Here is a 20,787-nt window from a genome sequence, read left to right on the forward strand (position 1 = left end):
TGACCCCATTTACTAAGTAGTACGGGCTGATCTTTGGGGTTGGCTTTGTTATATTATCACAATTGTTTATTGTACAGAGTGAGTCGTCGTGGCCGAAGTCAGAGCTAGGGTCCATTTAAATGTGGGCAAAAAAAGTGATATTCCTGCGGAAATCGTGTCTTTTAGCGGTTTAAAAGATGGTCAGGAGCATGTTGCCTTAATTTTTAACCAAGCGGATGAACAGCAAACTCCCTTGATCCGCATGCACTCCGAGTGCCTGACCGGCGACGTTTTTCACTCCAGCCGCTGTGATTGCGGCGAGCAACTTAATGAAAGCATCGAGCTCATGCACGAACAGGGTGGGGTGCTGCTCTACCTACGCCAGGAAGGGCGTGGCATTGGTTTATACAATAAGCTTGATGCTTATGTGTTGCAGTCGCAGGGCATGAACACCTATGAAGCCAATAACCACCTGGGTTTTGCCGATGATCTGCGGGATTTCTCCGATGCTGTTTTAATGCTTAAGGCGCTGGGTATCACCCAGGTTAAGCTGATGACCAATAACCCGAAGAAGCTTGATGCACTGCGTGACAACGGCATCGACGTGAAGGCCGTGGTTGGTACCCATGCGCATATCAAGGTGGGGCAAACCGGCAATCAGGCGTACCTGGAAACCAAAATAGCCCATGGTGCGCACATGCTGGATATTAAAAAAATTAAGAAATCATAAGCGCAATACGCAAAAGGAAGATCAGTCATCATGTCGATAGAAATACGCGTGTACAAGGCCGGCTCGGGAGCGCGCTGGTTTAAAGCCGGTTTGGATATCTTCCAACACCAGCCGTTTATTTTTATGTTTATGTACTTGTTTATCGCCGCCGTGGGCATGCTGGGTTTTATTCTGCCGTTGCTAAAAATCCCGGCGGTGCTGGCAACACCTTTTTTACTGGCTGGCTTTTATCAAGCCGCATTGCGCCGTCAGCAGGGACACAAGGTGGCGTTTGCCGATATCCTTAATGTGTTTTCACAGCAGGGGCGACGCATGTCCCTGTTTCGCGTCGGTCTGTATCAAATGGGCGCGGCCCTGTTACTTGGCATGGTGAGCAGCCTGTTGTTTGCCGACGCGGTGGCGGTTTTTAATCAGCCCGATCTGGACCCGCAGCTGGCCCTGCAGCAATTGGCACAAAGCTTCTCTTTCCCTGCGGTGGCGCTGTTTTTGGTGCTATTTAGTGTTTATTTATGTGCCTTTGCCTTCGCCGTGCCTTTGGTTTATTTTGGCGGTCACACGTCCATGTGGGCGGTGATGAAGGCCAGTCTGATGGCGTTTTATCATAATATGGCAGCGATGACGGTGTATGGCCTTATCGGTGCCGGCTTGATGCTGGTTTGTGCGATTTTGTCCTTTATTCCCCTTCTTGTTGTTATGCCGATTTGCTACATTAGCTTATTCATCGCCTTTCAAGCGATATTTATGCCTAAATTACAGCACCATGAGGGCGGTAATGGCACCGTCGATAAGAGCCAAAACGAGCCGGCTAAAGAGCAGGAATCGGTTTCTTCAGACGGTCGGTTTGACGCTTAATGGATGAGCGCGAACAGCAAAAACAAAAGAACTATGTGCTCTGGTTACTGGGGCGGCAGGAATACAGCCGCAAGGATGTGCAGCGCAAATTGCAGCAACGCCAGGTACCAGAGGACTTTGCCACCGAGCTCTTAGATTGGTGTGAGCAACAAGGGTTTTTGGACGAACAACGCTATTGCGCCAGCTTTATTCGCCGGGCAATAGACAAGCGTCACGGACCGCGCCGTATCAGTGCCGATGCCCAGCAAAAGGGCCTGGACAAAGAACAGGTGGCTGTGGCCATGGCAGAAATGGACGTCGATTGGTTCGAGCTGGCCCTAGAGGCCTACCAGCGTAAATTTAAGGCGCTGGGGAAAAACAAAGATTATAAGGAAAAAGCCAAGCGTATTCGTTACTTAACGGCGCGTGGTTTTGACTACCAACAAATAGAATTTGCACTTGCAAGTGAAGCGACAGACGAGTGAGAAAAACGCAATGCAGCATTTGACGACCGCACAGCTAAGACAGAAGTTCTTAGATTATTTCGCCAAGCACCAGCATCAGGTGGTGCCTTCGGCTTCTTTGGTGCCGGGCAATGACCCCACCTTGCTATTTAACAACGCCGGTATGGTGCCGTTTAAAGACGTGTTCCTAGGTGCCGAAAAGCGCCCATATACCCGTGCCGCCAGTGCTCAACGTTGTGTTCGTGCCGGTGGTAAGCACAATGACCTTGAGAATGTAGGTTACACCGCCCGTCACCATACCTTTTTCGAAATGCTAGGTAACTTCAGTTTTGGTGATTACTTCAAAGAGCAGGCCATTGCCTTTGCCTGGAAGTTTTTGACCGAAGAGTTACAGCTGTCAAAAGAAAAGCTGTGGGTGACCGTGTTCACCGAAGACGACGAAGCTGCGGATATTTGGATCAATCAAATTGGCGTGCCTAAAGAGCGCGTTTCTCGCATTGGTGCAAAAGATAACTTCTGGTCCATGGGCGATACCGGCCCTTGTGGTCCGTGTTCGGAAATCTTCTATGATCACGGTGAAGAAGTGTGGGGGGGTCCTCCGGGCACACCAGAAGAAGATGGCGATCGCTATATCGAGATCTGGAACCTGGTATTTATGCAATTTAACCGTCATGCCGACGGCACCATGGAGCCATTGCCGAACCCATCTATCGACACAGGTATGGGCCTGGAGCGCATTGCCGCTATCTTGCAGGGCGTACACTCAAACTATGAAATCGATTTATTCCAAGCACTGATCAAGGCCGCTGCCGAGGTTACCAATGCTCAGGATATGGAAGACAAGTCACTGCGTGTAATTGCCGACCATATTCGCTCATGTGCCTTCTTGGTACTTGACGGCGTTATGCCTTCAAATGAAGGTCGCGGTTATGTCTTGCGTCGTATTATTCGTCGCGCCGTGCGCCATGGTAATAAGCTTGGCGCCAAGGGCACCTTCTTCCATAAGCTTGTTGCCGAGCTGGTGGCGCAGATGGGCGATGCCTATCCTGAACTTGCCAAGAAGCAAGCCATTATCGAGAAAGTTCTACGTATCGAAGAAGAGCAATTCGGTAAGACGCTTGAGCGTGGTCTGGCTATTCTTGAAGAGCACCTAAGCACTTTAGAAGGGGATGTGATCCCGGGCGATGTAGTCTTTAAACTATATGATACCTATGGCTTCCCGGCGGACTTAACCGCGGATGTGGCCCGTGAGCGCTTTTTGACTATAGACGAAAAGGGCTTCCAGGAATGTATGGATGTGCAGCGCAAAAAAGCCCAACAAGCAGGCAAGTTTGGCGCCGACTACAACACCCAATTGCGCTCGGATAAGTCGACCGAATTTAAAGGCTATGACGCTCAGCAGCATAGTGCCACCGTGGTGGAAATGTTTGCCGAGGGTGACAAGGTCAGCGTGCTTAACGATGGCCAGGAAGGGATAGTGATCCTTAACCGCACCCCTTTCTATGCCGAGTCCGGCGGTCAGGTGGGCGACACCGGTGTACTGGCCACTGCCAACGGCGAGTTTATCGTTACCGATACACAAAAACTGGGTAATGCCTTTGCTCATCACGGTAAGGTAGTAGGGCAAATCGGTGTGAATGACAAGGTGGATGCCCGCATCGATGCCGAGCGTCGCGATCGCATTAAGAAAAATCACACCGCGACTCACCTGATCCACGAAGCTCTGCGTCAGGAGCTGGGCGAGCACGTAAACCAGAAAGGTTCATTGGTGCAACCGGATCGTCTGCGCTTTGACTTCTCCCACTTTGAAGGTGTGACACCAGAGCAATTACAGCGCATTGAAAAGCAAGTGAATGACGAAATTCGTCGTAACTTTGCGCTGCAAACCGAGCTGATGGCCATAGATGCCGCCAAGAAAAAAGGCGCGATGGCGCTGTTTGGCGAAAAGTATGACGACGAAGTGCGTGTTGTCAGTATCGGCGACTACTCAATCGAGCTGTGTGGCGGTACTCACGTGGAGCGTACCGGTGATATCGGTTTATTCAAGATCGTTTCCGAGGCGGGTATTGCCGCGGGCGTGCGTCGTATTGAAGCGGTGACCGGTGCCGACGCCCTAAACCATATTGCGGCGCAAGAAGAGAAACTAGCGCAAATCGCGGCGCTATTGAAAGCGGACAGCGCCAATGTACTGGACAAGGTACAAGGCTTGTTAGAGCGCTCTAAGGGCTTGGAAAAGCAGGTGAGTCAGCTTAACGATAAGCTGGCCAGTGCCGCCGGTGCCTCGCTGCTGGATGGTGCTAAAGACATCAATGGCGTGAAGGTATTGATTGCTAATGTTGCAGGCACCGAGAGCAAAGCCCTGCGTGGCATGGTTGATGATCTGAAAAACAAAATGGGCTCGGGCATTATTGCCTTGGGTGTTGCCGATGGCGATAAGGTTAGCCTGATCGCCGGTGTGACCAAGGATCTGACCGGTCAGTTTAAGGCTGGAGAACTGGTTAACCATATGGCTGCTCAGGTTGGTGGTAAAGGTGGTGGTCGTCCCGATATGGCTCAGGCCGGCGGTACGCAACCAGATAACCTTGACGCCGCCCTAGCCAGTGTAGAGGCTTGGGTGAGCGAACGCAGTTAATACTAGGCTGCATTAGATACTGTGGCCCTATTAGTCCAAAAATTCGGCGGCACCTCGGTTGGCTCCATAGAGCGAATTGAGGCGGTCGCCGATATTATTATACGCCAACGTCAACTCGGCCATCAGGTGGTGGCCGTGGTCTCGGCCATGTCCGGGGAAACCAACCGCTTGTTGGCCTTGGCCGCCGAAGTGGATGACAGGCCCAGCACTCGCGAGCTCGATGTGTTGGTCAGTACCGGCGAACAGGTAACGGCATCGCTCCTGTCTATGGCGCTGATCCGGCGCGGTTATCCGGCGGTGAGTCTGCTTGGCGATCAACTGGGGATGAATACCGACAACCTTTTCACCAAGGCGCGTATACTCGATATTGATACTCGTCGTTTGCGCCAGGAGCTGCAACATGGTCGTATTGTTATCGCCGCCGGCTTTCAAGGCCGCGACGGCGAAGGCAATATTACCACCTTGGGGCGCGGTGGCAGCGATACCTCGGCGGTGGCGATTGCCGGGGCACTGAACGCCGAAGAATGCCAAATCTATACGGATGTTAATGGTGTTTACAGTACCGACCCCCGTGTTGAACCCAAGGCGCGACGCCTTACCAGCATTGGCGTACCAGCGATGCTGGAGATGGCCAGCCTGGGGGCCAAGGTACTGCATATTCGTGCCGTTGAGGCGGCGGCCCAGTATCGGGTGCCGTTGCGGGTGTTATCCAGTTTTGAGCCTGATCAGGGCACTTTAGTTTTAAGCGATGAGGACGAGCCCATGCCACAGCAAAATGTGTCGGGTATAGCTTTTAAAAGGGAACAAGCACTTATTTTCCTAAATAATTGTGACGCTAGCCCTGCGACCTTGGCGAATATACTTGAGTTGTTGGCCCATAAAGGCATTGAAGTCGATGTTATTAATCAAGTTAATCAAAAAGTTGGCAAAGTAGACTATGCTATAAGTATACCCAGCTTAGAGTTGCGAGAAGCGCTTACTGCGTTATCAAATACCGACCAATTAGCCGGCGTAAATATCGCCAGTAGGGACGATTTAGCCATGCTTTCTTTGGTTGGTGTGGGTATAAAAACAAATGCATCGATAAGCAGTCAGTTCTTTCGTGTATTTGCTGACGAGAATATCGATGTATTTATTGCCAGCTCAGGAGAAATAAAGCTTTCGGTGCTGATCGAACGGCGATATTTGGAGCTTGCAGTAAGGGCACTACATGCAACATTTGGCATGGCAGATGAATAATTAAGCAAAGTTTTACTTACTTTTATAGTAATTATTCATTAAAATGCCACTGACGGAATTTTTGACTAATTTGGAATAATGGGAGCAAGAGAATGCTAATTCTTACTCGTCGAGTTGGCGAAACCCTGATGATAGGTGACGAAGTCACGGTTACCGTATTAGGCGTTAAGGGTAATCAGGTACGCATCGGTGTGAATGCACCTAAAGACGTATCTGTACACCGTGAAGAAATTTATATGCGAATACAAGCAGAAAAGTCGGGCTCATCAAACCCGGGTAACGAATAATACCGCTTGTTGCGAAGCCACTTTTAAAGTGGCTTTTGTTTTTTCTGGGCCAGTATAAATTCTCTTACTTCGTCATTAAGTACGGCGTTACTGAGATAATGGCTATGCCCCTTAGCGGTTACCAAAACCACTCCCTTGTCTGTGGCCACAGCTTCGCTGATGTCTGTCCAAGATAACAGGCGGGTTTTGCCGTTGGCCGTGGTACCAATTCCCTGCTCATCGATTTTCAGCTCAACCTCGTGACCGGCGGCGCGCGAGAGGCGTTGACGCGCTATCCACCAGGCCTTTTGATACCTATAGGCCACCATCTCAAGCAATGCCAAGGCAAATAAAAAGTACCCTAAGTAGTTGTTTTGCAGTTTTAGTATGCTAAACAGGGCGAGTGCAACTAACAATAAGATCAAACCATATTTGGGTTGTTTACGGTTGCTCAAGGGCAAAGACTGTTCGTAGCTTTCGCTAAAGTAGTCTTTGTTTAAGATGTAAGTGGTGGTGTAGTTCATGATTACTCGCTTAAGCCACTTTAAAGTAAGGGATGATTATGCGTATTTTATTTTTTATGGCGGCGCTATTTATAAGCTCGACGAATGCCGTACCTCAGCAATTCTTGGTATTTGGCGATATGCCTTATACACCCATCGACGAGGCTCTGCTCAGTGTGCCTAATGGACGATTATACCAAGCGGTGCAGCAAACCCCACATCTATTTGTGGCTCATGTTGGGGATTTAAAATCCGGGTCATTGCCTTGTACCGATGACTTGCTACAAAAAAATTATAGCCTGTTAAGTCACTTGACCAGTTCCCCCCTGGTGTATACCCCGGGCGACAACGATTGGACAGACTGTGACAGAGCGGCCCTAGAGCCACGTTTTGATGAATTAGAGCGTCTTGCCTATATTCGTACCCATTTTGCTCAATCCGAGCTGACTCTGCCCGATTATCACAGACAAAAAGAGCAGGTTGAAAATCAGGCATGGCGCATTGACGATGTTCAGTATCTGACCTTGCATGTGGTGGGCACTAACAATGGCCGAGCGCAAGTGCTAAAAAGCGAGCCGCAAGCGGCCCTTGCCGCCGCCCAGAAGCGGGATAACAACAATATGCAGTGGTTGGCTTCGCAATTGGAAGCACAGGTGAGCGCAGCGGTGATCTTTATGCAGGCCGATATTTATGAAGCCAATAATTATGGTGAGCCTTGCACACAAGAGTTACAGCAAAACTGTGATGCGTTAGCACCTTATCGTCAGCACCTGGATGCGCTGGCCGAGCAAGTGGCGTTTCCTATTTTATTGGTGCATGGCGACACCTCAGCATTTTGTTTCTCGCAGCGTGAATCGGGGCTGTGGCACCTCAATGCGCCGGGGGATTTTAGGGTATTGGATATTGCTAAGGTTCGGGTACAGGACGCGCAGACGGAACCTTTTGTTGTGAGTACACTGACCAAGCCTGGTGAGGCTATCCCCAAGTGTAATTAATAAAAAGGCCGCGCTTAAGCGCGGCCTTAAGTGGCTTATACGGGCTGTTTAGAACTGGAAGCGAACGCCCAATTTAAACTTACGGCCCAGTACATCATAGTTACTTGGGAAGGTGTTACCCGAGTTAGAGCTGGTATCACCTGCCTCGTTACCTACTACCGGTGGATCTTTCTCGAACAGGTTATCTATACCGAGACTGGCGGTAATATTGTCTGTGATATGGTAATTAGCATACAGATCAAAGTAGCTATAGGAACCGATACTGCGGAATTCCTCATAGTAGTCATCGATCACTACAGGCTCAACGTCTATACCATCCGTGTAACGCCATTGTAGCGATACCGTAAAGTCATCCATAGCCCAGGTAGTACGCTGCACCGCACGCAGCTCTGCGAGAGGATCACAGCTGGTGCTGTAGTAGCCCTTACAGTCGATAATACGCGCCGTATCCGAGCTTTGTGACTCCTGAGTCAGGTATTTATTGATGGTTCCGGAGAACTGTAACTCACCCCAATTATCCATAGGCCAGGCGAAGTTGAAGCCAAGCTCCACACCCTCGGCACGCAGGTTTTTAAGGTTAGTAGTAAATTGCTCAATACCCGCACCGGCCACGGTTAAGTCACCGCCAACACGTTGGATCTTGGCACATTGCTCAGCATCACCTAGCTGGTAACAGGCATCAAGAATTTCTTGAGCCGAGAACTCACCGATAATGTCATCGATATCGATGTCATAATAGTCTAGGCTGATGGTGAAGTTTTGCAGGGTGTCGAACTCGGGTGTCCATACCAGACCCGCAGTGAAGGTACTTGCTTCTTCCGCATCGGGCGGATTAAGCGGATCACTACCGGAGATAACCTGTACCTGACCAGAGATGACGTCTTGGACGTTACCAACTTGAGCGGCAGACATGCCGGTAGATTCACACAATGCCTGCAAGGTTGCATCTATATTGCCAGCGTTAGCAACCGAACATGGATCGCTACCTGCGTTATCTAGACCGGTAACCACGGGCGAAGCAATCTCACCCACGTTAGGAGCACGGGTCGCTTCTTGCTGCATTACGCGAACCAGCACAGAGCTGACCGGGCGCCAGTTGAAACCCAGTTTCCAGGTTTCGTTTGAGCCCACGGTATCGTAATCGGCCCAACGGAAACCGAATTCAATATCCAGAGTCTCGGCAAAGGCCATGCCATCGATAACGGGTAGATAACCTTCAAGGAATAGCTCGTCAACGCTAAAGCCACCTTCGATGGGCAACTGGTTACCACCGGCACCACCTTGACAGCTTGCCGGAGCAAGTTTCAAACACTCATCAGGCTCAAAGAGGCCTTTTTCTTTACGGTATTCATAACCGAAGCTCATGGACAGCGGTGCACCGGCGCTAGGAATTTCAATAAATTCCACCGGACCGTTTAAGGTAGCGGTAGCGATGCGTTGACTATATTTCTGTTGCTGCAGAGCAATAGCGGTTGCATAACCGGCCATTTCATCGGTAATGGTGCCGAAGCCACCAAACAGGTTGATAGGCACACAGGTAGGATCGCCGTTCAAACAGGTCACACCGTCCGCCGTTTCCAGGGCGTTTTGGATGTTGGTCAGGTTGGTATAACCGGCACGTACAGTGGTACGGTTTGACTCACCGTATTGGAAGCTTACGTCATATTGCCAATCGTCAAAGACGTAACCGTTCACACCGGTGACGAATTGGAACAGTGACGTATCGTAGCGCTCAGTACGAGGACCTAGCTCTAGGGTACGACGGCGAAGCTGCACGGTAAGGTAATCTTCTTCGTCGACCACGCCGTTAGCGTTAACGTCATTCCAGTTGTTTTCGCCCAGTAAGTCATTGGCCAGCGCGTTATTACCTGCATCAATCATAAATTGACGGGCTTGGTCGCCAATCAGTGGGTTGAACAGGGGCAGGTCGAAGGCCGAGCCGAAGGTGCCCGATGGCGCCACCTGGGTATCTACCGAGATAGAGCTGTAGGTCAATGAAGAGTATATTTCATGCTCTTCCGTCAGGCTGTAGCGCGCAAGCGCGGTGCCCGAGTAACGCTCTGAAGGTGTTTGATAGAAGTTATACGGGTTAAAGTTAAATACACTACAGGTATCTGCAGATAGGGAGCCGTCGTTTCTAAACTGGCCCGAAGCGCTGGCACCGCCACCCACTATAGCAAAGCGTGTTGGCATAGCCGTTGTCGAACCGCCGCTTTCAACCGAATTGGGGGCTTCACAGCCTGGCGGAGCCGGAATGGGCGGCTCGCCATTGCGGAACTGCGCTAAGTTAGAACCATCGTCTGTGTCTATACCTAGCAAACCAAGGGGGCGCTCTCCGAGTAATACCTGATCACGCTTGGTCCAGTCTAATGACAGCACCACGTTACCGCGGTCGTCGGCCAGGTTTGAACCTATGGTTAAAGAAATATTGTCTTTGTCGCCGTCATTTTCATCGGTTTCCTGGTGCGAGGTATTTAAAGCGATGCCCTCAAAGTTGTCTTTGAGAATAAAGTTAACGGCACCGGCAATGGCGTCAGAACCGTATACCGCAGATGCACCACCTGTGATTACGTCGATACGTTCAACCAAGGCAGCAGGGATCACGGAAGTATCTACCGAGCCATTATAGTTGTATGGGATCATACGACGGCCGTTGACCAGGATAAGTGAACGTTGCGAACCAAGGCCACGCAAGTTAACCGTTGCGGCACCACCGGAGCCGTTGTTCACGTTACTGCCATCACCTGGGATGGTTGCAGGCAAGGTACGTAGAATTTGCTCTACTTCAGGTTCTTGTTGAAAGGCCAGCTCTTGCTCACCGATGGACGTAATGGGACTGGCTGATACGGCGCCGGGTTGACGAATACGACTACCGGTGACGGCAATCACTTCGATGTCTTTATCGGCCTCTTCTTCTCCCGCCGCTTGTGCTTGCGGGGCAATAAAGGCCATTGAGGAAATGCTAACGCCGAGCGCGAGTTGGAGCGCCAGCGTAAGTCTGGATTTTAACATTGTCTTTCTCCCTAGTTATTAGAGTATTTTTCTAATACATCAGGGACAATCAAACTGCGGTTGTTCCTATTAGCGATTCTAAGCGTAGACCCTCAAAGTCAATAGTGCCAAGGCCTTTAGCGGTATTGGCTAAAAATACTTGTTTCAAATTATTGTGGTCTTACCAATTTAACTTGGACGCTATCTGTGCTATCGGCCAATTTGGCGCTTCCCCTTGCCTACTATTACTCAGGGTTATATTCGATATTTTAATCGCATATATTCGACTTTAACCTAATTTCTCCTTCTAACTTGCTAGTTTTTAAGGTTATTAGTAGAGAGTTGGATAAATTAAATATTGGTAATACCAATTTACAAGGTGTAGACAATTAACGTTTATTTGGTATGGTGTTGACTCTAGGTTTACGAAATTTAACAAAAAGCACTGGGAGTGAGGATGAACATTGCAGCACTGATGCTTGAAGCGGCGGGGTTAATGGCCACTGGGATGCTGGTGGTCTTTATGTTTTTGCTGCTGCTGATTGGCGCTTTAAAACTGATGTCGCACTTTCTTCGAGAGGATGAGTCGACCAAGGCTGAGTTGCCGACGGCCACTCAGTTACCCAGGGTGGGCATACCCAAGGCCCATATTGCAGCCATTGCCGCTGCGGTTCATCAGTATAGAAAACAATAAGAATAGGGGCACAGAATGTCAAAACTACAGTTAACAGAGCTGGTATTACGCGATGCGCACCAGTCTTTATTGGCAACACGTATGCGCTTGGACGATATGCTTCCCATCGCCGCCAAGCTGGATCAGGTAGGCTATTGGTCCGTTGAGTCCTGGGGTGGTGCGACCTTCGATGCCTGTATTCGCTACTTAGGAGAGGATCCTTGGCAGCGCATTCGCGAGCTTAAAAAGGCCATGCCAAACACCAAGCAACAAATGCTGCTGCGTGGACAAAACCTATTAGGTTATCGCCACTATGGCGATGATGTGGTAACTAAATTTGTAGAGCGTGCGCACGCCAATGGCGTTGATGTGTTTCGAATTTTTGACGCCATGAACGATGTGCGCAACTTGGAAACCGCGATTAAGGCGGCTGTCAATGTGGGCGCTCATGCCCAAGGCACAATTTCCTATACGGTATCGCCGGTACATAATTTGGATATGTGGTTAACCCAGGCCAGGCAATTAGAAGACATGGGCTGCCATTCAATATGTATTAAAGATATGGCCGGGCTGTTAAAGCCTTATGAGGCCCATGAGTTAATCACCGGATTAAAACAAACCGTGTCCTTGCCCATCGCCATGCAGTGCCATGCGACCACGGGCTTGAGCACGGCCACCTATCAAAAGGCCATCGATGCCGGTATTGATATGCTCGATACCGCCGTCTCCAGTATGAGCCAAACCTATGGCCACAGTGCCACCGAAACCATGGTGGCGATAGTGGAGGACACGCCAAGAGACACGGGGTTAGACTTGGGGCTGTTAGAAGAGATTGCCGCGTATTTTCGCGAAGTGCGGAAGAAATACGCCCAGTTTGAGGGCAGTCTAAAGGGCGTGGATGGTCGAATTCTATTAGCTCAGGTGCCCGGAGGCATGCTGACCAATATGGAAAATCAGCTTAAAGAGCAAGGTGCGGCGGACCGCCTCGACGAGGTACTCAAAGAGATCCCTCAGGTGCGCAAGGATCTTGGTTACCTGCCTTTGGTAACGCCAACTTCGCAAATAGTGGGTACCCAGGCAGTGCTTAATGTCTTGACGGGCGAGCGCTATAAGTCCATCACCAAGGAAACAGCCGGGGTGTTAAAGGGCGAATATGGTGCTACGCCGGCGCCAGTGGATAGCCTATTGCAACAGCAAGTGCTTGAAGGTGGTGAGCCCATTAGCTGCCGTCCCGCCGACTTAATCGATGCTGAGCTGGATAAACTGACCGCCGAGCTGGACGAACATGCGAAAACGCAGCAGTTGCAGCTTGCCGACGAAGTCATTGACGATGTGCTGACCTATGCCTTGTTCCCACAAATAGGTTTGAAGTTTTTGGCCAACCGTAATAACCCGGATGCCTTTGAGCCTGTGCCTACCTCAGAGGCAAGCCAAGGCGCAGTTGCTCCCGCAGCCTCATCCACAGCTAAAGTCTCTGCACAGGGTGGACCTAAGCGCTACAGCATTAGTGTCGATGGTAAAGCATATGATGTGGTTGTGGCCCCAGGTGGTGAATTGGAAAGCGTTCGTGCCATCGAGGGGGAGGGTGAAAACCCGCCGCAAAGCGCCGTGTTAAGCAGTGGCGAGACCCTTAATGCGCCGCTCACCGGCAATATCTTCAAGGTCTTAGTTAAACCGGGGCAACAGGTTAACGAAGGGGATGTGGTGATCATCATGGAAGCGATGAAGATGGAGACCGAGGTGCGCGCTTTACATGGGGGTGAAGTGGCCGAGGTGCTGGTGCGCGAAGGCGATTCGGTAAGCGCCTCTGATGCGCTGATAGCGTTGGCCTAGGAGGAGCTATGGAAGCAGTAGTTAATCTTTGGCAGGCCACGGGCATAGCTAACTTTTCCGCCGGCCAGTTGATCATGATAGCGGTGGGCTGTTTGTTGCTGTATTTGGCCATAGCCCGTAACTTCGAGCCTTTGCTCTTGGTACCCATAGGTTTTGGTGCGTTATTGACTAACATCCCAGTGGCCGGTATGGCCGACCCCAACGGTATTCTCTATTACGTTTACCATGTGGGGATAGATACCGGGGTATTTCCCCTGTTGATCTTTATGGGTGTTGGGGCGCTGACCGATTTTAGTGCCCTGATAGCTAACCCGCGTATGTTGCTGCTGGGAGCGGCGGCCCAATTTGGTATCTTTGCCACCTTGTTTGGTGCCATCGCCCTAAACTATGTGCCCGGTTTTGAGTTCACCATGAAGGATGCTTCGGCCATTGCCATTATCGGTGGTGCAGATGGTCCCACGGCTATATTTCTGGCTTCGAAGCTGGCCCCTGATTTACTCGGCGCCATTGCCGTAGCCGCTTACTCTTATATGGCCTTGGTGCCTATAATCCAGCCGCCTATTATGCGCGCACTGACATCGGAGCAGGAACGCAAAATAGAAATGCCGCAACTGCGAGTGGTCTCAAAGAAAGAGAAAATCATCTTCCCACTGATGGTATTGGCACTGACAGCCATGTTTCTGCCGGCGGCGGCGCCGCTGGTTGGGATGTTTTGTTTGGGCAACCTGATGCGAGAAAGCGGGGTGGTGGATCGTCTCAGCGGCACGGCGCAAAACGAGTTGATCAACATCACCACCATCTTTTTGGGTTTGGCCGTGGGCTCCAAGTTGGCGGCGGATAAGTTTTTAACCGTGGAAACTCTGGGCATATTGGCACTGGGGGCGCTGGCATTTTCTATCGGCACCGCTTCAGGGGTGTTTATGGCCAAGGCTTTAAATCGCTTTTCGAAAACACCAATCAATCCTTTGGTTGGCGCCGCGGGAGTGTCTGCCGTGCCCATGGCGGCGCGGGTGGTAAACAAGGTGGGGCTGGAAAACAACCCACATAACTTCCTACTTATGCATGCCATGGGCCCGAATGTAGCCGGGGTTCTTGGCAGCGCGGTGGCTGCGGGTATCTTACTGGCCCTCGTTGGCTAACGTCGGTTAATTGGCTCTTCCTAGCCATTGCGCACCTTGGTCGTGAACTCACTAAGGTGCGCTTTTTTATGCCTGCCTATCCCAAGGTAGGCATTTGCGTGCCGAGCTGTTATAAGGGAGGTATATTATTAAGGAGAAGATAAGCATGAATGCGATTATGATTATTCTTGCCCTGTTCGTTGCCTTGGCCGTTGTCGTGCCTTTATTGGAACGTTATCAGCGGCAAATGGGGCTTCATAAAATGGTACGGTTTCGTAAATACATCATTCCCCTGGTGGCAGTTAGCCTGATCTTACAATTACTGTACTTAGCGTTTAATCGCTAGGCACTAGACATAAAAAAAGCACCCTGAGGTGCTTTTTTATTCGTATCACAATTGTTATTTGCTGTTCATGGCCAGTTGAATTTCGCGCTCACGCTCCAATTGCGCCAACAAGGTATCGGCAATCGGTTTAAACTTGGCTAACTCGCTGGCCGGTAGCGGCTCTGACTTCGGCAGCTTAACAGTTCTAGGGTTACGATGAACGCCGTTAACCAAGAACTCATAGTGCAGGTGTGCGCCGGTGACGCGACCCGTGGCACCCACAGTACCAATTAACTGACCCTGTTTAACCTTTGCGCCTTGTTTTACCTTGCGCTTATGCAGGTGCAGGTACTTGGTGACATAGGTATTGCCGTGCTGGATAAAGACGTAGTTACCATTAAAGCGGTTATAACCTGCCTTGATCACACGTCCATTACCTGCCGCAACCACGGGAGTGCCGGTTTTTGCGGCATAATCAATACCACGGTGCGGCTTAACCGTTTTCGTGACCGGGTGCAGGCGGCGCGGGTTAAAGCTTGAGCTGATATATTTAAAGTTAACCGGAGCACGGAGGAAGGCCTTTTTCATGCTGCGACCTTGCGGTGTATAGAAGTTACCGTCGCTGTGCATTACCGCGGCATAGCGCTCGCCTTGGTTAATAAACTCGGCGGCAAGAATCTTGCCCGTGCCAATATACTCGCCATCCACATGGTGAGTTTCATAAATCAAACTAAACTGATCGCCTTTACGCAGGTCGTTGGCGAAATCCACATCCCAACCAAAAATGGTGGCAAAGTTCATAATTTGTTTTTCGCTCAGGCCGGCGCTGATACCAGCGGTCCAGAAGCTGCCGTTGATCGAGCCTGAGGCCGACTTGGTTAAGGTTTCAATTTCCTTGGAGTCGATGGCGGTATCGTAACTGCCTTCATCGTTCAAAGTAACAAATAGGGTGTCTGTTTTGCTAAGCACATACTTTAACTGCAATAGCTCACCTTGCTCGTTTTTTGCAAAGCTCAGTACTTCACCTGGATGAATCTTGGTTAGTTTTTTGGTTTCTTCGTTGGTATTTACGAGTTTGTGCAGAGTTTGTGCTGAAAAGCCGGCGCGTTTAAAGATGACGGCCAGGCTATCGCCGTTTTTAACTTCAAAATCGCTATGGTCATAGCTAGGTAAGGAAAGTGCTTCTTCGGCTGAGTTTAAGTCGGCTATTTTTTCTTCATCTTCGAGCTTTATTTGTAACTCGTAGCGTTTGCCTACCTCGAGTGGTTTGGCATCGTTATCCTTTGAGGCTGTGGCGCGCTCTGTCGGTATAAGCATCAAGGTAACAATAGTCACCAAGAAGCCCACAATGAGCAATTTGTGTTTTTTGGGGAGCTTGTGTACCACGCTAACCATAACCTACCTTTTTCGCCGTTTAGGAAAACAAACTTAGCCAAAGGCTGAGCATATATCTAATAATGGCAAAATACCAGTGTTTTGTGCATTTAAACCGGCGCCAAAGTGCGCTAGAATCGCGCGGTTAGCACATATTTTATCGGAGAAATAAATGACAGACTTGCAGACGGCGCTGGCAGAAATTAAACGCGGCGCTGAGGAAATTTTACTCGAAGACGAGTTGGCGGAACGACTTAAGTCAGGGAAAAAACTAAGAATTAAAGCTGGTTTTGATCCAACGGCACCGGACCTTCACTTAGGCCACACCGTGCTTATCAATAAGCTTAAAACCTTCCAGGATTTAGGCCATGAAGTCATCTTTTTGATCGGTGACTTTACCGGCATGATAGGTGACCCAACGGGTAAAAATGTAACCCGTAAGCCTTTAACCCGTGAAGATGTGTTAGCTAACGCCGAAACTTATAAAGAGCAAGTCTTTAAAATCCTTGATCCCGAGAAAACCACCATTGCCTTTAACTCCGAGTGGATGGAAAAGTTAGGCACTGCTGGAATGATCAGACTAGCGGCCAAACAGACCGTAGCACGTATGCTTGAGCGTGATGACTTTAAAAAACGTTATGCTAATGGTCAGTCAATTGCTATTCATGAGTTTTTATATCCTTTAGTACAGGGATGGGATTCGGTAGCGCTAGAAGCCGATGTTGAGCTCGGTGGTACCGATCAGCGCTTTAACCTGCTAATGGGTCGCGAACTGCAAAAAGACGAAGGTCAAAAGCCGCAAACCGTGCTAATGATGCCATTGCTCGAAGGTACAGATGGCGTCCAAAAAATGTCGAAATCCCTGGGTAACTATATCGGTATTACCGACTCGCCAGAGGATATGTTCGGCAAGATGATGTCTATCTCCGATGATTTAATGTGGCGTTATTACGAGTTATTAAGTGCCTTGAGCCTAGAGCAAGTCGAGGCGTTAAAGGCAGACGTGGCCAATGGCACCAACCCGCGTGATATCAAAATTGCCCTGGCGAAGGAAATTATCACTCGTTTCCATGATGAGCAGGCGGCGCAGCAGGCCCATGATGATTTCACCCAGCGTTTCTCTAAAAATGCTTTGCCCGATGATATCGAAGAGCAAACATTAGCCTGTGCCGATGCCGAGATGATGATTACGGCGCTATTAAAAGATGCCAAGCTGGTAGCCAGTACGTCTGAGGCTATTCGCATGATCAAGCAAGGTGCGGTGAAGATCGACGGTGAAACCAAGGTCAGTGACAGTAAGCTGATGATAGCCAAAGGCACTACCGCGGTTTACCAGGTCGGCAAGCGTCGCTTCGCCAAGGTAACCCTGGGCTAGTAAAAAGCGGCAGTGCTAAATACATACTAAGCCACCGTCCAGGTGGCTTTTTTATGTCATTTTTTAGGGCAGTAGTAAAAACGTGGCCATGATAACCAGCAGCCACATGCCATTTATCATCTCAGTCGTCTTTAATGCAGCCTTGATATCGTCCGCTTCGGGCTGGCGGTAAAGGCCAATGCGCATGCGCTCGAAGCGCTCACCATGATAATAGGCCGGGCCGCCAAGTTGTATCTGCAGCGCCGCACTGAACACACTCAGCAGCCAACCGCTAGGGCGATGATAAAAATGTTGGCCGTATTTTTTTATATAACGCCAGGCCACCTTGCCATGCTTGCTGATCACAAGAGGTAATAAATAAAATACAAGTGCAGGTAATTGGCACAGTGAAAGTAACCACTTACTTGCGAAAAGATAATGACTATTTGGCGGGGCATGCATACGCATGGCCTGATGGAGTTGCCATAATAGCGCATAGGCAAAGCAGGCCTGGTAGCCCGCCAGACAATATAGTAGCAAGGGGGTGAAGTATTCGTGCAGCAGGCGCAGCACTAAGATTTCAATATTGGCTTTGGCTATACCCTGCTCTGTTAGCCGCTCGACATCACGATTACTGAGTTTACTTAAAAGTGCCCGGGCCAAGGATTTGCGCTTTTGTTGCAAGGCCTGAGCAATACGTTGACTGGTTTGGCGCAGCGGCGCATCACCAAGGCATAAATACAGCACCAATGCCGAGAGCAGTTCCGGGTAGAAAACCAGTTGGGCAAAAAGTGTCAGTGCCAACATTGGTAACAATACGCACAGAACAATGCTTAATACAGCCGCTAGGCCTAGGTAAGCACTGCTATGATGTGGTGTATAGGTGCGGGCCACGAGATCGCCGTAGGCCAGCCGTAGCAGGGTAAAGGGGTGGTACCAGGAGGGCATCGGCAGCCATCGCGCTAAGGCGACGGCTGCCAATAACAGCAACAACTCAAGGTGATTGCTCAATGCCTCCGGCAGCATCTATAGGCTAACGTTAGATAGCTTAGTAAGCATCGCCATCACCATGGCCGATGAGTTCTTTGATGCTACCTCTAGGTAAGCTTCAAATGAATCGGGCGACTCTTTACCGGCAATATCCGACAGTGAGCGGATCACCACGAAAGGGGTATTGAGCAGGTGACAGGCTTGGGCAATGGCTGCGCCTTCCATTTCTACCGCCAACATGCTTGGGAATTGCGTTCGCGTTTGTTCGATACGGGCCGGATCACACATAAAGGAATCACCGGTACAAACTAAACCAACCAATGATTGACACTGAGCCAATTCGGCAATCGACTGCTCAGCCACCTTTACTAATTCTGGGTGAGAAGTGTAAGCGGCAGGCATTTGTGGCACTTGGCCGAATTCATAGCCAAAAGCGGTGACATCGACGTCGTGATGGCGCAATTCATTGGCAATGGCGACATCGCCTACGGCCAGGCGTTGATCAAAGCCACCGGCAGAGCCCGTGTTGATAACACAGTCAGGGTGGAATTGTTCGACTAAAATAGTGGTGGCAACGGCGGAGGCAACCTTACCGATACCGGATTGCACCAAGGTCACTTCTTGGCCGTTTAATTGCCCGTGATAAAAGGTGAATCCGCCTTGCTCGAGTACCTCAACGTCACTCATCTGCTCACGTAAAATTGCAATTTCCGGCTCCATAGCGCCGATAATACCTACTTTCATAGCATCTCTAACTTATTGGCAAAAACAGCCCTTAGTATACCAAAGGCTGTCTCGATATGGCATTAAATCTCCGCCAGCTGAGTAGAGGTATTTATAGCTGGAGTTTGCATTTGCAGCTTGGCTTGTGACGGTGACAACACCGGCGGGTTAGCCGATTTGCGCGTGTTGCTGGTTTCATTCTTGCCTATCTTAAATAAGATAGCGTTACGTACATCCTCGGGGCGATAACCGCTTTTAACCTTCATGCGAATATGGGGGATACCGGCCGTTTCCAAGGCTCCACTGACAAACCAATCGCGCTGGGCTTTATGGCCTCCTTTATTGGCGTTATTTACCAGGTCAACGGCAGCAACTATGGTGAGCTTAGTTTTATCGAGCAGCACATAATCCAGTTGCTTGTTCTTAAGCTTAGTGAGGGCAATGCGTTTGGACTTGTTGGTGAGCCCTGATTTGCAGTCGATAATATCGGCCAGTTTTACCCGGCTGACGATACGATAGTTATCGCCCACGGCACGTTCTAACAAAGTGAGAAAGGCGCTTTCGACCTGAGTGTATATTTCTTTTTTACGGACGAAGGGGTAGGGGTTTTCGTTATTATCGGTGAACTTAGAGGCCATCACCGAGGCGATAACCACTAAGACGAGTATTGATAACAGCGCGAATTCCATGAGTTACTCCAGAACGAATATTTGACACCTTCGTTCTGAAGCAATAAGCGTGCCTGAAATTTTAGCTTCTTGGGCCTTTTAGCTGGCTAGGGCTGATAGCCGCCGACGATCCCTTTGGTTGCAATGGCTACGGCATCATGGGCATGCAGAGACTCATAGTGGTTAATACGTAACCAAAAGTCATGCACGTCGTTATCTTGATTCAGGGTCGATTTGATTTTGCGTGCCGCATCCTCACAGAACATCAGGTTTTCACCGTTGAGGCGAGCAAACTCCTGCTCATCTTCACGCTTAACCGCGGTTTGTACAGGCGTCTTCAAGGTGTTCTCTATGGCGTCAATCAGTGCCAGGAAGTTGAATGTCGATACCTGGCTACCCAAGCGTACCTTCACCTCGGCCACAGAACGTTGTGAGTGCGGTGTGGCACTGATACCTTCACTGCTGCCAAGCCAGGCGTGGACATCGGCAAAGTTTAATTCTTTGGCATCAAAGTCGCGGGCAAAATTAGCTTGAATTAGCTGTCGCGCCAAGGCAGCTGAGCAGGGGCAAGTTGACGAATAGGTCACCTTTAGGCCAACTTCGAAGTCCAGTTTTCCGTCGCCAATACGCGCATCGATGGCGATAGGGTAAAACTTCCAACCACTGTTATCGCTTAACAAGGCCGGGCGACGAAGTGGTAAGTCAAAGGTCAGACTTATGCGGGCCTGTGAGCTGATATCACTGTGTGAGCTGATAAACTTATCCAAGGTAGCCTTAATATTAAGTGGCGTTACCGCAGGGGCTTTAGAGAGTTCATCAAGGGCCAAAAACAGTCGCGACATATGAATGCCTTTGGCATTTTTGTCGATCAGGTTTACGAAAGCCTGAGCTTTAGCGTTAACGACCACGGGCGCCAGGCCGTCGGATTCGACCAGCAGCGGCAGCTCAATATCACTCATCCCCACCCATTCTAGTGTTTCTTGAACGGGAGCAGAGCTCGTGTTAGCAATATCTGGCATGGCGTTTTGCATGGCCTTCCTCATAGGTAATACTGAAAAGCCCGGTATTCTACCTGAAAATTAGCAAATGTGGAGTTTAC

General features: G+C 49.9%; 19 protein-coding genes. 12 read left to right on the forward strand and 7 right to left on the reverse strand.

The window, feature by feature from the left end; all coding sequences use genetic code 11:
• Window positions 1-88 precede the first annotated feature (88 nt).
• The 6 genes from C2M36_RS10485 to csrA all read left to right on the forward strand — a co-directional run bounded on the left by C2M36_RS10485 (window position 89) and on the right by csrA (window position 6,162).
• Entirely contained in the window at window positions 89-709 is a 621-nt protein-coding gene (locus C2M36_RS10485; protein WP_105190618.1) for a GTP cyclohydrolase II, read from the forward strand.
• Window positions 710-739: 30 nt separating this feature from the next.
• On the forward strand, window positions 740-1,561 hold the full coding sequence (locus C2M36_RS10490) for a BPSS1780 family membrane protein (RefSeq protein WP_105254861.1): 822 nt from the start codon (window positions 740-742) through the stop codon (window positions 1,559-1,561).
• Window positions 1,561-2,025, forward strand: coding sequence for a regulatory protein RecX (locus C2M36_RS10495; protein WP_105254862.1), 465 nt, complete (start codon window positions 1,561-1,563; stop codon window positions 2,023-2,025). Before C2M36_RS10490 ends, C2M36_RS10495 begins: the two co-directional genes overlap by 1 nt.
• Window positions 2,026-2,035: 10 nt before the next feature.
• Window positions 2,036-4,636: an alanine--tRNA ligase gene (alaS, locus tag C2M36_RS10500; protein ID WP_105254863.1), complete on the forward strand. Its 2,601-nt coding sequence runs from the start codon at window positions 2,036-2,038 to the stop codon at window positions 4,634-4,636.
• Between the two features lie 21 nt (window positions 4,637-4,657).
• Window positions 4,658-5,875 carry an aspartate kinase gene (locus C2M36_RS10505; RefSeq protein WP_105254864.1) on the forward strand — a complete coding sequence of 406 codons (1,218 nt, stop codon included), beginning with the start codon at window positions 4,658-4,660 and terminating at the stop codon, window positions 5,873-5,875.
• Window positions 5,876-5,967: 92 nt separating this feature from the next.
• The gene (csrA, locus tag C2M36_RS10510; RefSeq protein ID WP_105190613.1) at window positions 5,968-6,162 is read left to right on the forward strand and encodes a carbon storage regulator CsrA; all 195 of its coding nucleotides are present in this window, start codon (window positions 5,968-5,970) and stop codon (window positions 6,160-6,162) included.
• Window positions 6,163-6,185: 23 nt separating this feature from the next.
• On the opposite strand, the gene C2M36_RS10515 is transcribed toward csrA, so the two are convergent.
• Window positions 6,186-6,665 carry a YcxB family protein gene (locus tag C2M36_RS10515; RefSeq protein WP_105254865.1) on the reverse strand — a complete coding sequence of 160 codons (480 nt, stop codon included), beginning with the start codon at window positions 6,663-6,665 and terminating at the stop codon, window positions 6,186-6,188.
• A 38-nt stretch (window positions 6,666-6,703) separates the two neighbouring features.
• Here C2M36_RS10515 and C2M36_RS10520 point away from each other — a divergent pair, with 38 nt between their 5' ends.
• Entirely contained in the window at window positions 6,704-7,639 is a 936-nt protein-coding gene (locus C2M36_RS10520; RefSeq protein ID WP_234399157.1) for a hypothetical protein, read from the forward strand.
• Between the two features lie 48 nt (window positions 7,640-7,687).
• Here the strand turns inward: C2M36_RS10520 and C2M36_RS10525 are convergent, their stop codons facing one another.
• A complete protein-coding gene (locus C2M36_RS10525) occupies window positions 7,688-10,651 on the reverse strand; it encodes a TonB-dependent receptor domain-containing protein (RefSeq protein WP_105254867.1) in 2,964 nt (987 codons plus the stop codon).
• Between the two features lie 436 nt (window positions 10,652-11,087).
• Between C2M36_RS10525 and C2M36_RS10530 the strand changes: the two genes are divergently transcribed.
• The 4 genes from C2M36_RS10530 (at window position 11,088) to C2M36_RS10545 (ending at window position 14,600) form a co-directional block, all read left to right on the forward strand.
• Complete coding sequence (locus tag C2M36_RS10530; protein WP_105254868.1) at window positions 11,088-11,324, forward strand: OadG family transporter subunit; 237 nt, start codon at window positions 11,088-11,090, stop codon at window positions 11,322-11,324.
• A 15-nt stretch (window positions 11,325-11,339) separates the two neighbouring features.
• Complete coding sequence (oadA, locus tag C2M36_RS10535; protein WP_105254869.1) at window positions 11,340-13,136, forward strand: sodium-extruding oxaloacetate decarboxylase subunit alpha; 1,797 nt, start codon at window positions 11,340-11,342, stop codon at window positions 13,134-13,136.
• Window positions 13,137-13,144: 8 nt separating this feature from the next.
• The gene (locus C2M36_RS10540) at window positions 13,145-14,275 is read left to right on the forward strand and encodes a sodium ion-translocating decarboxylase subunit beta (protein ID WP_105254870.1); all 1,131 of its coding nucleotides are present in this window, start codon (window positions 13,145-13,147) and stop codon (window positions 14,273-14,275) included.
• A 145-nt stretch (window positions 14,276-14,420) separates the two neighbouring features.
• Window positions 14,421-14,600: a hypothetical protein gene (locus C2M36_RS10545; RefSeq protein ID WP_105254871.1), complete on the forward strand. Its 180-nt coding sequence runs from the start codon at window positions 14,421-14,423 to the stop codon at window positions 14,598-14,600.
• Between the two features lie 54 nt (window positions 14,601-14,654).
• On the opposite strand, the gene C2M36_RS10550 is transcribed toward C2M36_RS10545, so the two are convergent.
• The gene (locus C2M36_RS10550) at window positions 14,655-15,974 is read right to left on the reverse strand and encodes a peptidoglycan DD-metalloendopeptidase family protein (protein WP_105254872.1); all 1,320 of its coding nucleotides are present in this window, start codon (window positions 15,972-15,974) and stop codon (window positions 14,655-14,657) included.
• 151 nt (window positions 15,975-16,125) lie between these two features.
• On the opposite strand from C2M36_RS10550, the gene tyrS reads away from it, so the two are divergent.
• On the forward strand, window positions 16,126-17,328 hold the full coding sequence (gene tyrS, locus C2M36_RS10555; RefSeq protein WP_105254873.1) for a tyrosine--tRNA ligase: 1,203 nt from the start codon (window positions 16,126-16,128) through the stop codon (window positions 17,326-17,328).
• A gap of 63 nt (window positions 17,329-17,391) precedes the next feature.
• On the opposite strand, the gene C2M36_RS10560 is transcribed toward tyrS, so the two are convergent.
• From C2M36_RS10560 to folE2, 4 genes are all read right to left on the reverse strand, one after another.
• Window positions 17,392-18,318 (reverse strand): cobalamin biosynthesis protein CobD/CbiB, encoded by a 927-nt coding sequence (locus C2M36_RS10560; protein ID WP_158678922.1) that lies wholly within the window; start codon window positions 18,316-18,318, stop codon window positions 17,392-17,394.
• Window positions 18,319-18,333: 15 nt separating this feature from the next.
• Window positions 18,334-19,041 carry a 5'-methylthioadenosine/S-adenosylhomocysteine nucleosidase gene (gene mtnN / locus C2M36_RS10565; RefSeq protein ID WP_105254875.1) on the reverse strand — a complete coding sequence of 236 codons (708 nt, stop codon included), beginning with the start codon at window positions 19,039-19,041 and terminating at the stop codon, window positions 18,334-18,336.
• A gap of 62 nt (window positions 19,042-19,103) precedes the next feature.
• Complete coding sequence (locus C2M36_RS10570) at window positions 19,104-19,709, reverse strand: DUF2726 domain-containing protein (RefSeq protein WP_105254876.1); 606 nt, start codon at window positions 19,707-19,709, stop codon at window positions 19,104-19,106.
• An 86-nt stretch (window positions 19,710-19,795) separates the two neighbouring features.
• Window positions 19,796-20,719 (reverse strand): GTP cyclohydrolase FolE2, encoded by a 924-nt coding sequence (gene folE2, locus C2M36_RS10575; protein WP_105254877.1) that lies wholly within the window; start codon window positions 20,717-20,719, stop codon window positions 19,796-19,798.
• Window positions 20,720-20,787: the final 68 nt, after the last annotated feature.

Source organism: Pseudoalteromonas sp. T1lg75 (assembly GCF_002964705.1).
Lineage (GTDB): Bacteria > Pseudomonadota > Gammaproteobacteria > Enterobacterales > Alteromonadaceae > Pseudoalteromonas.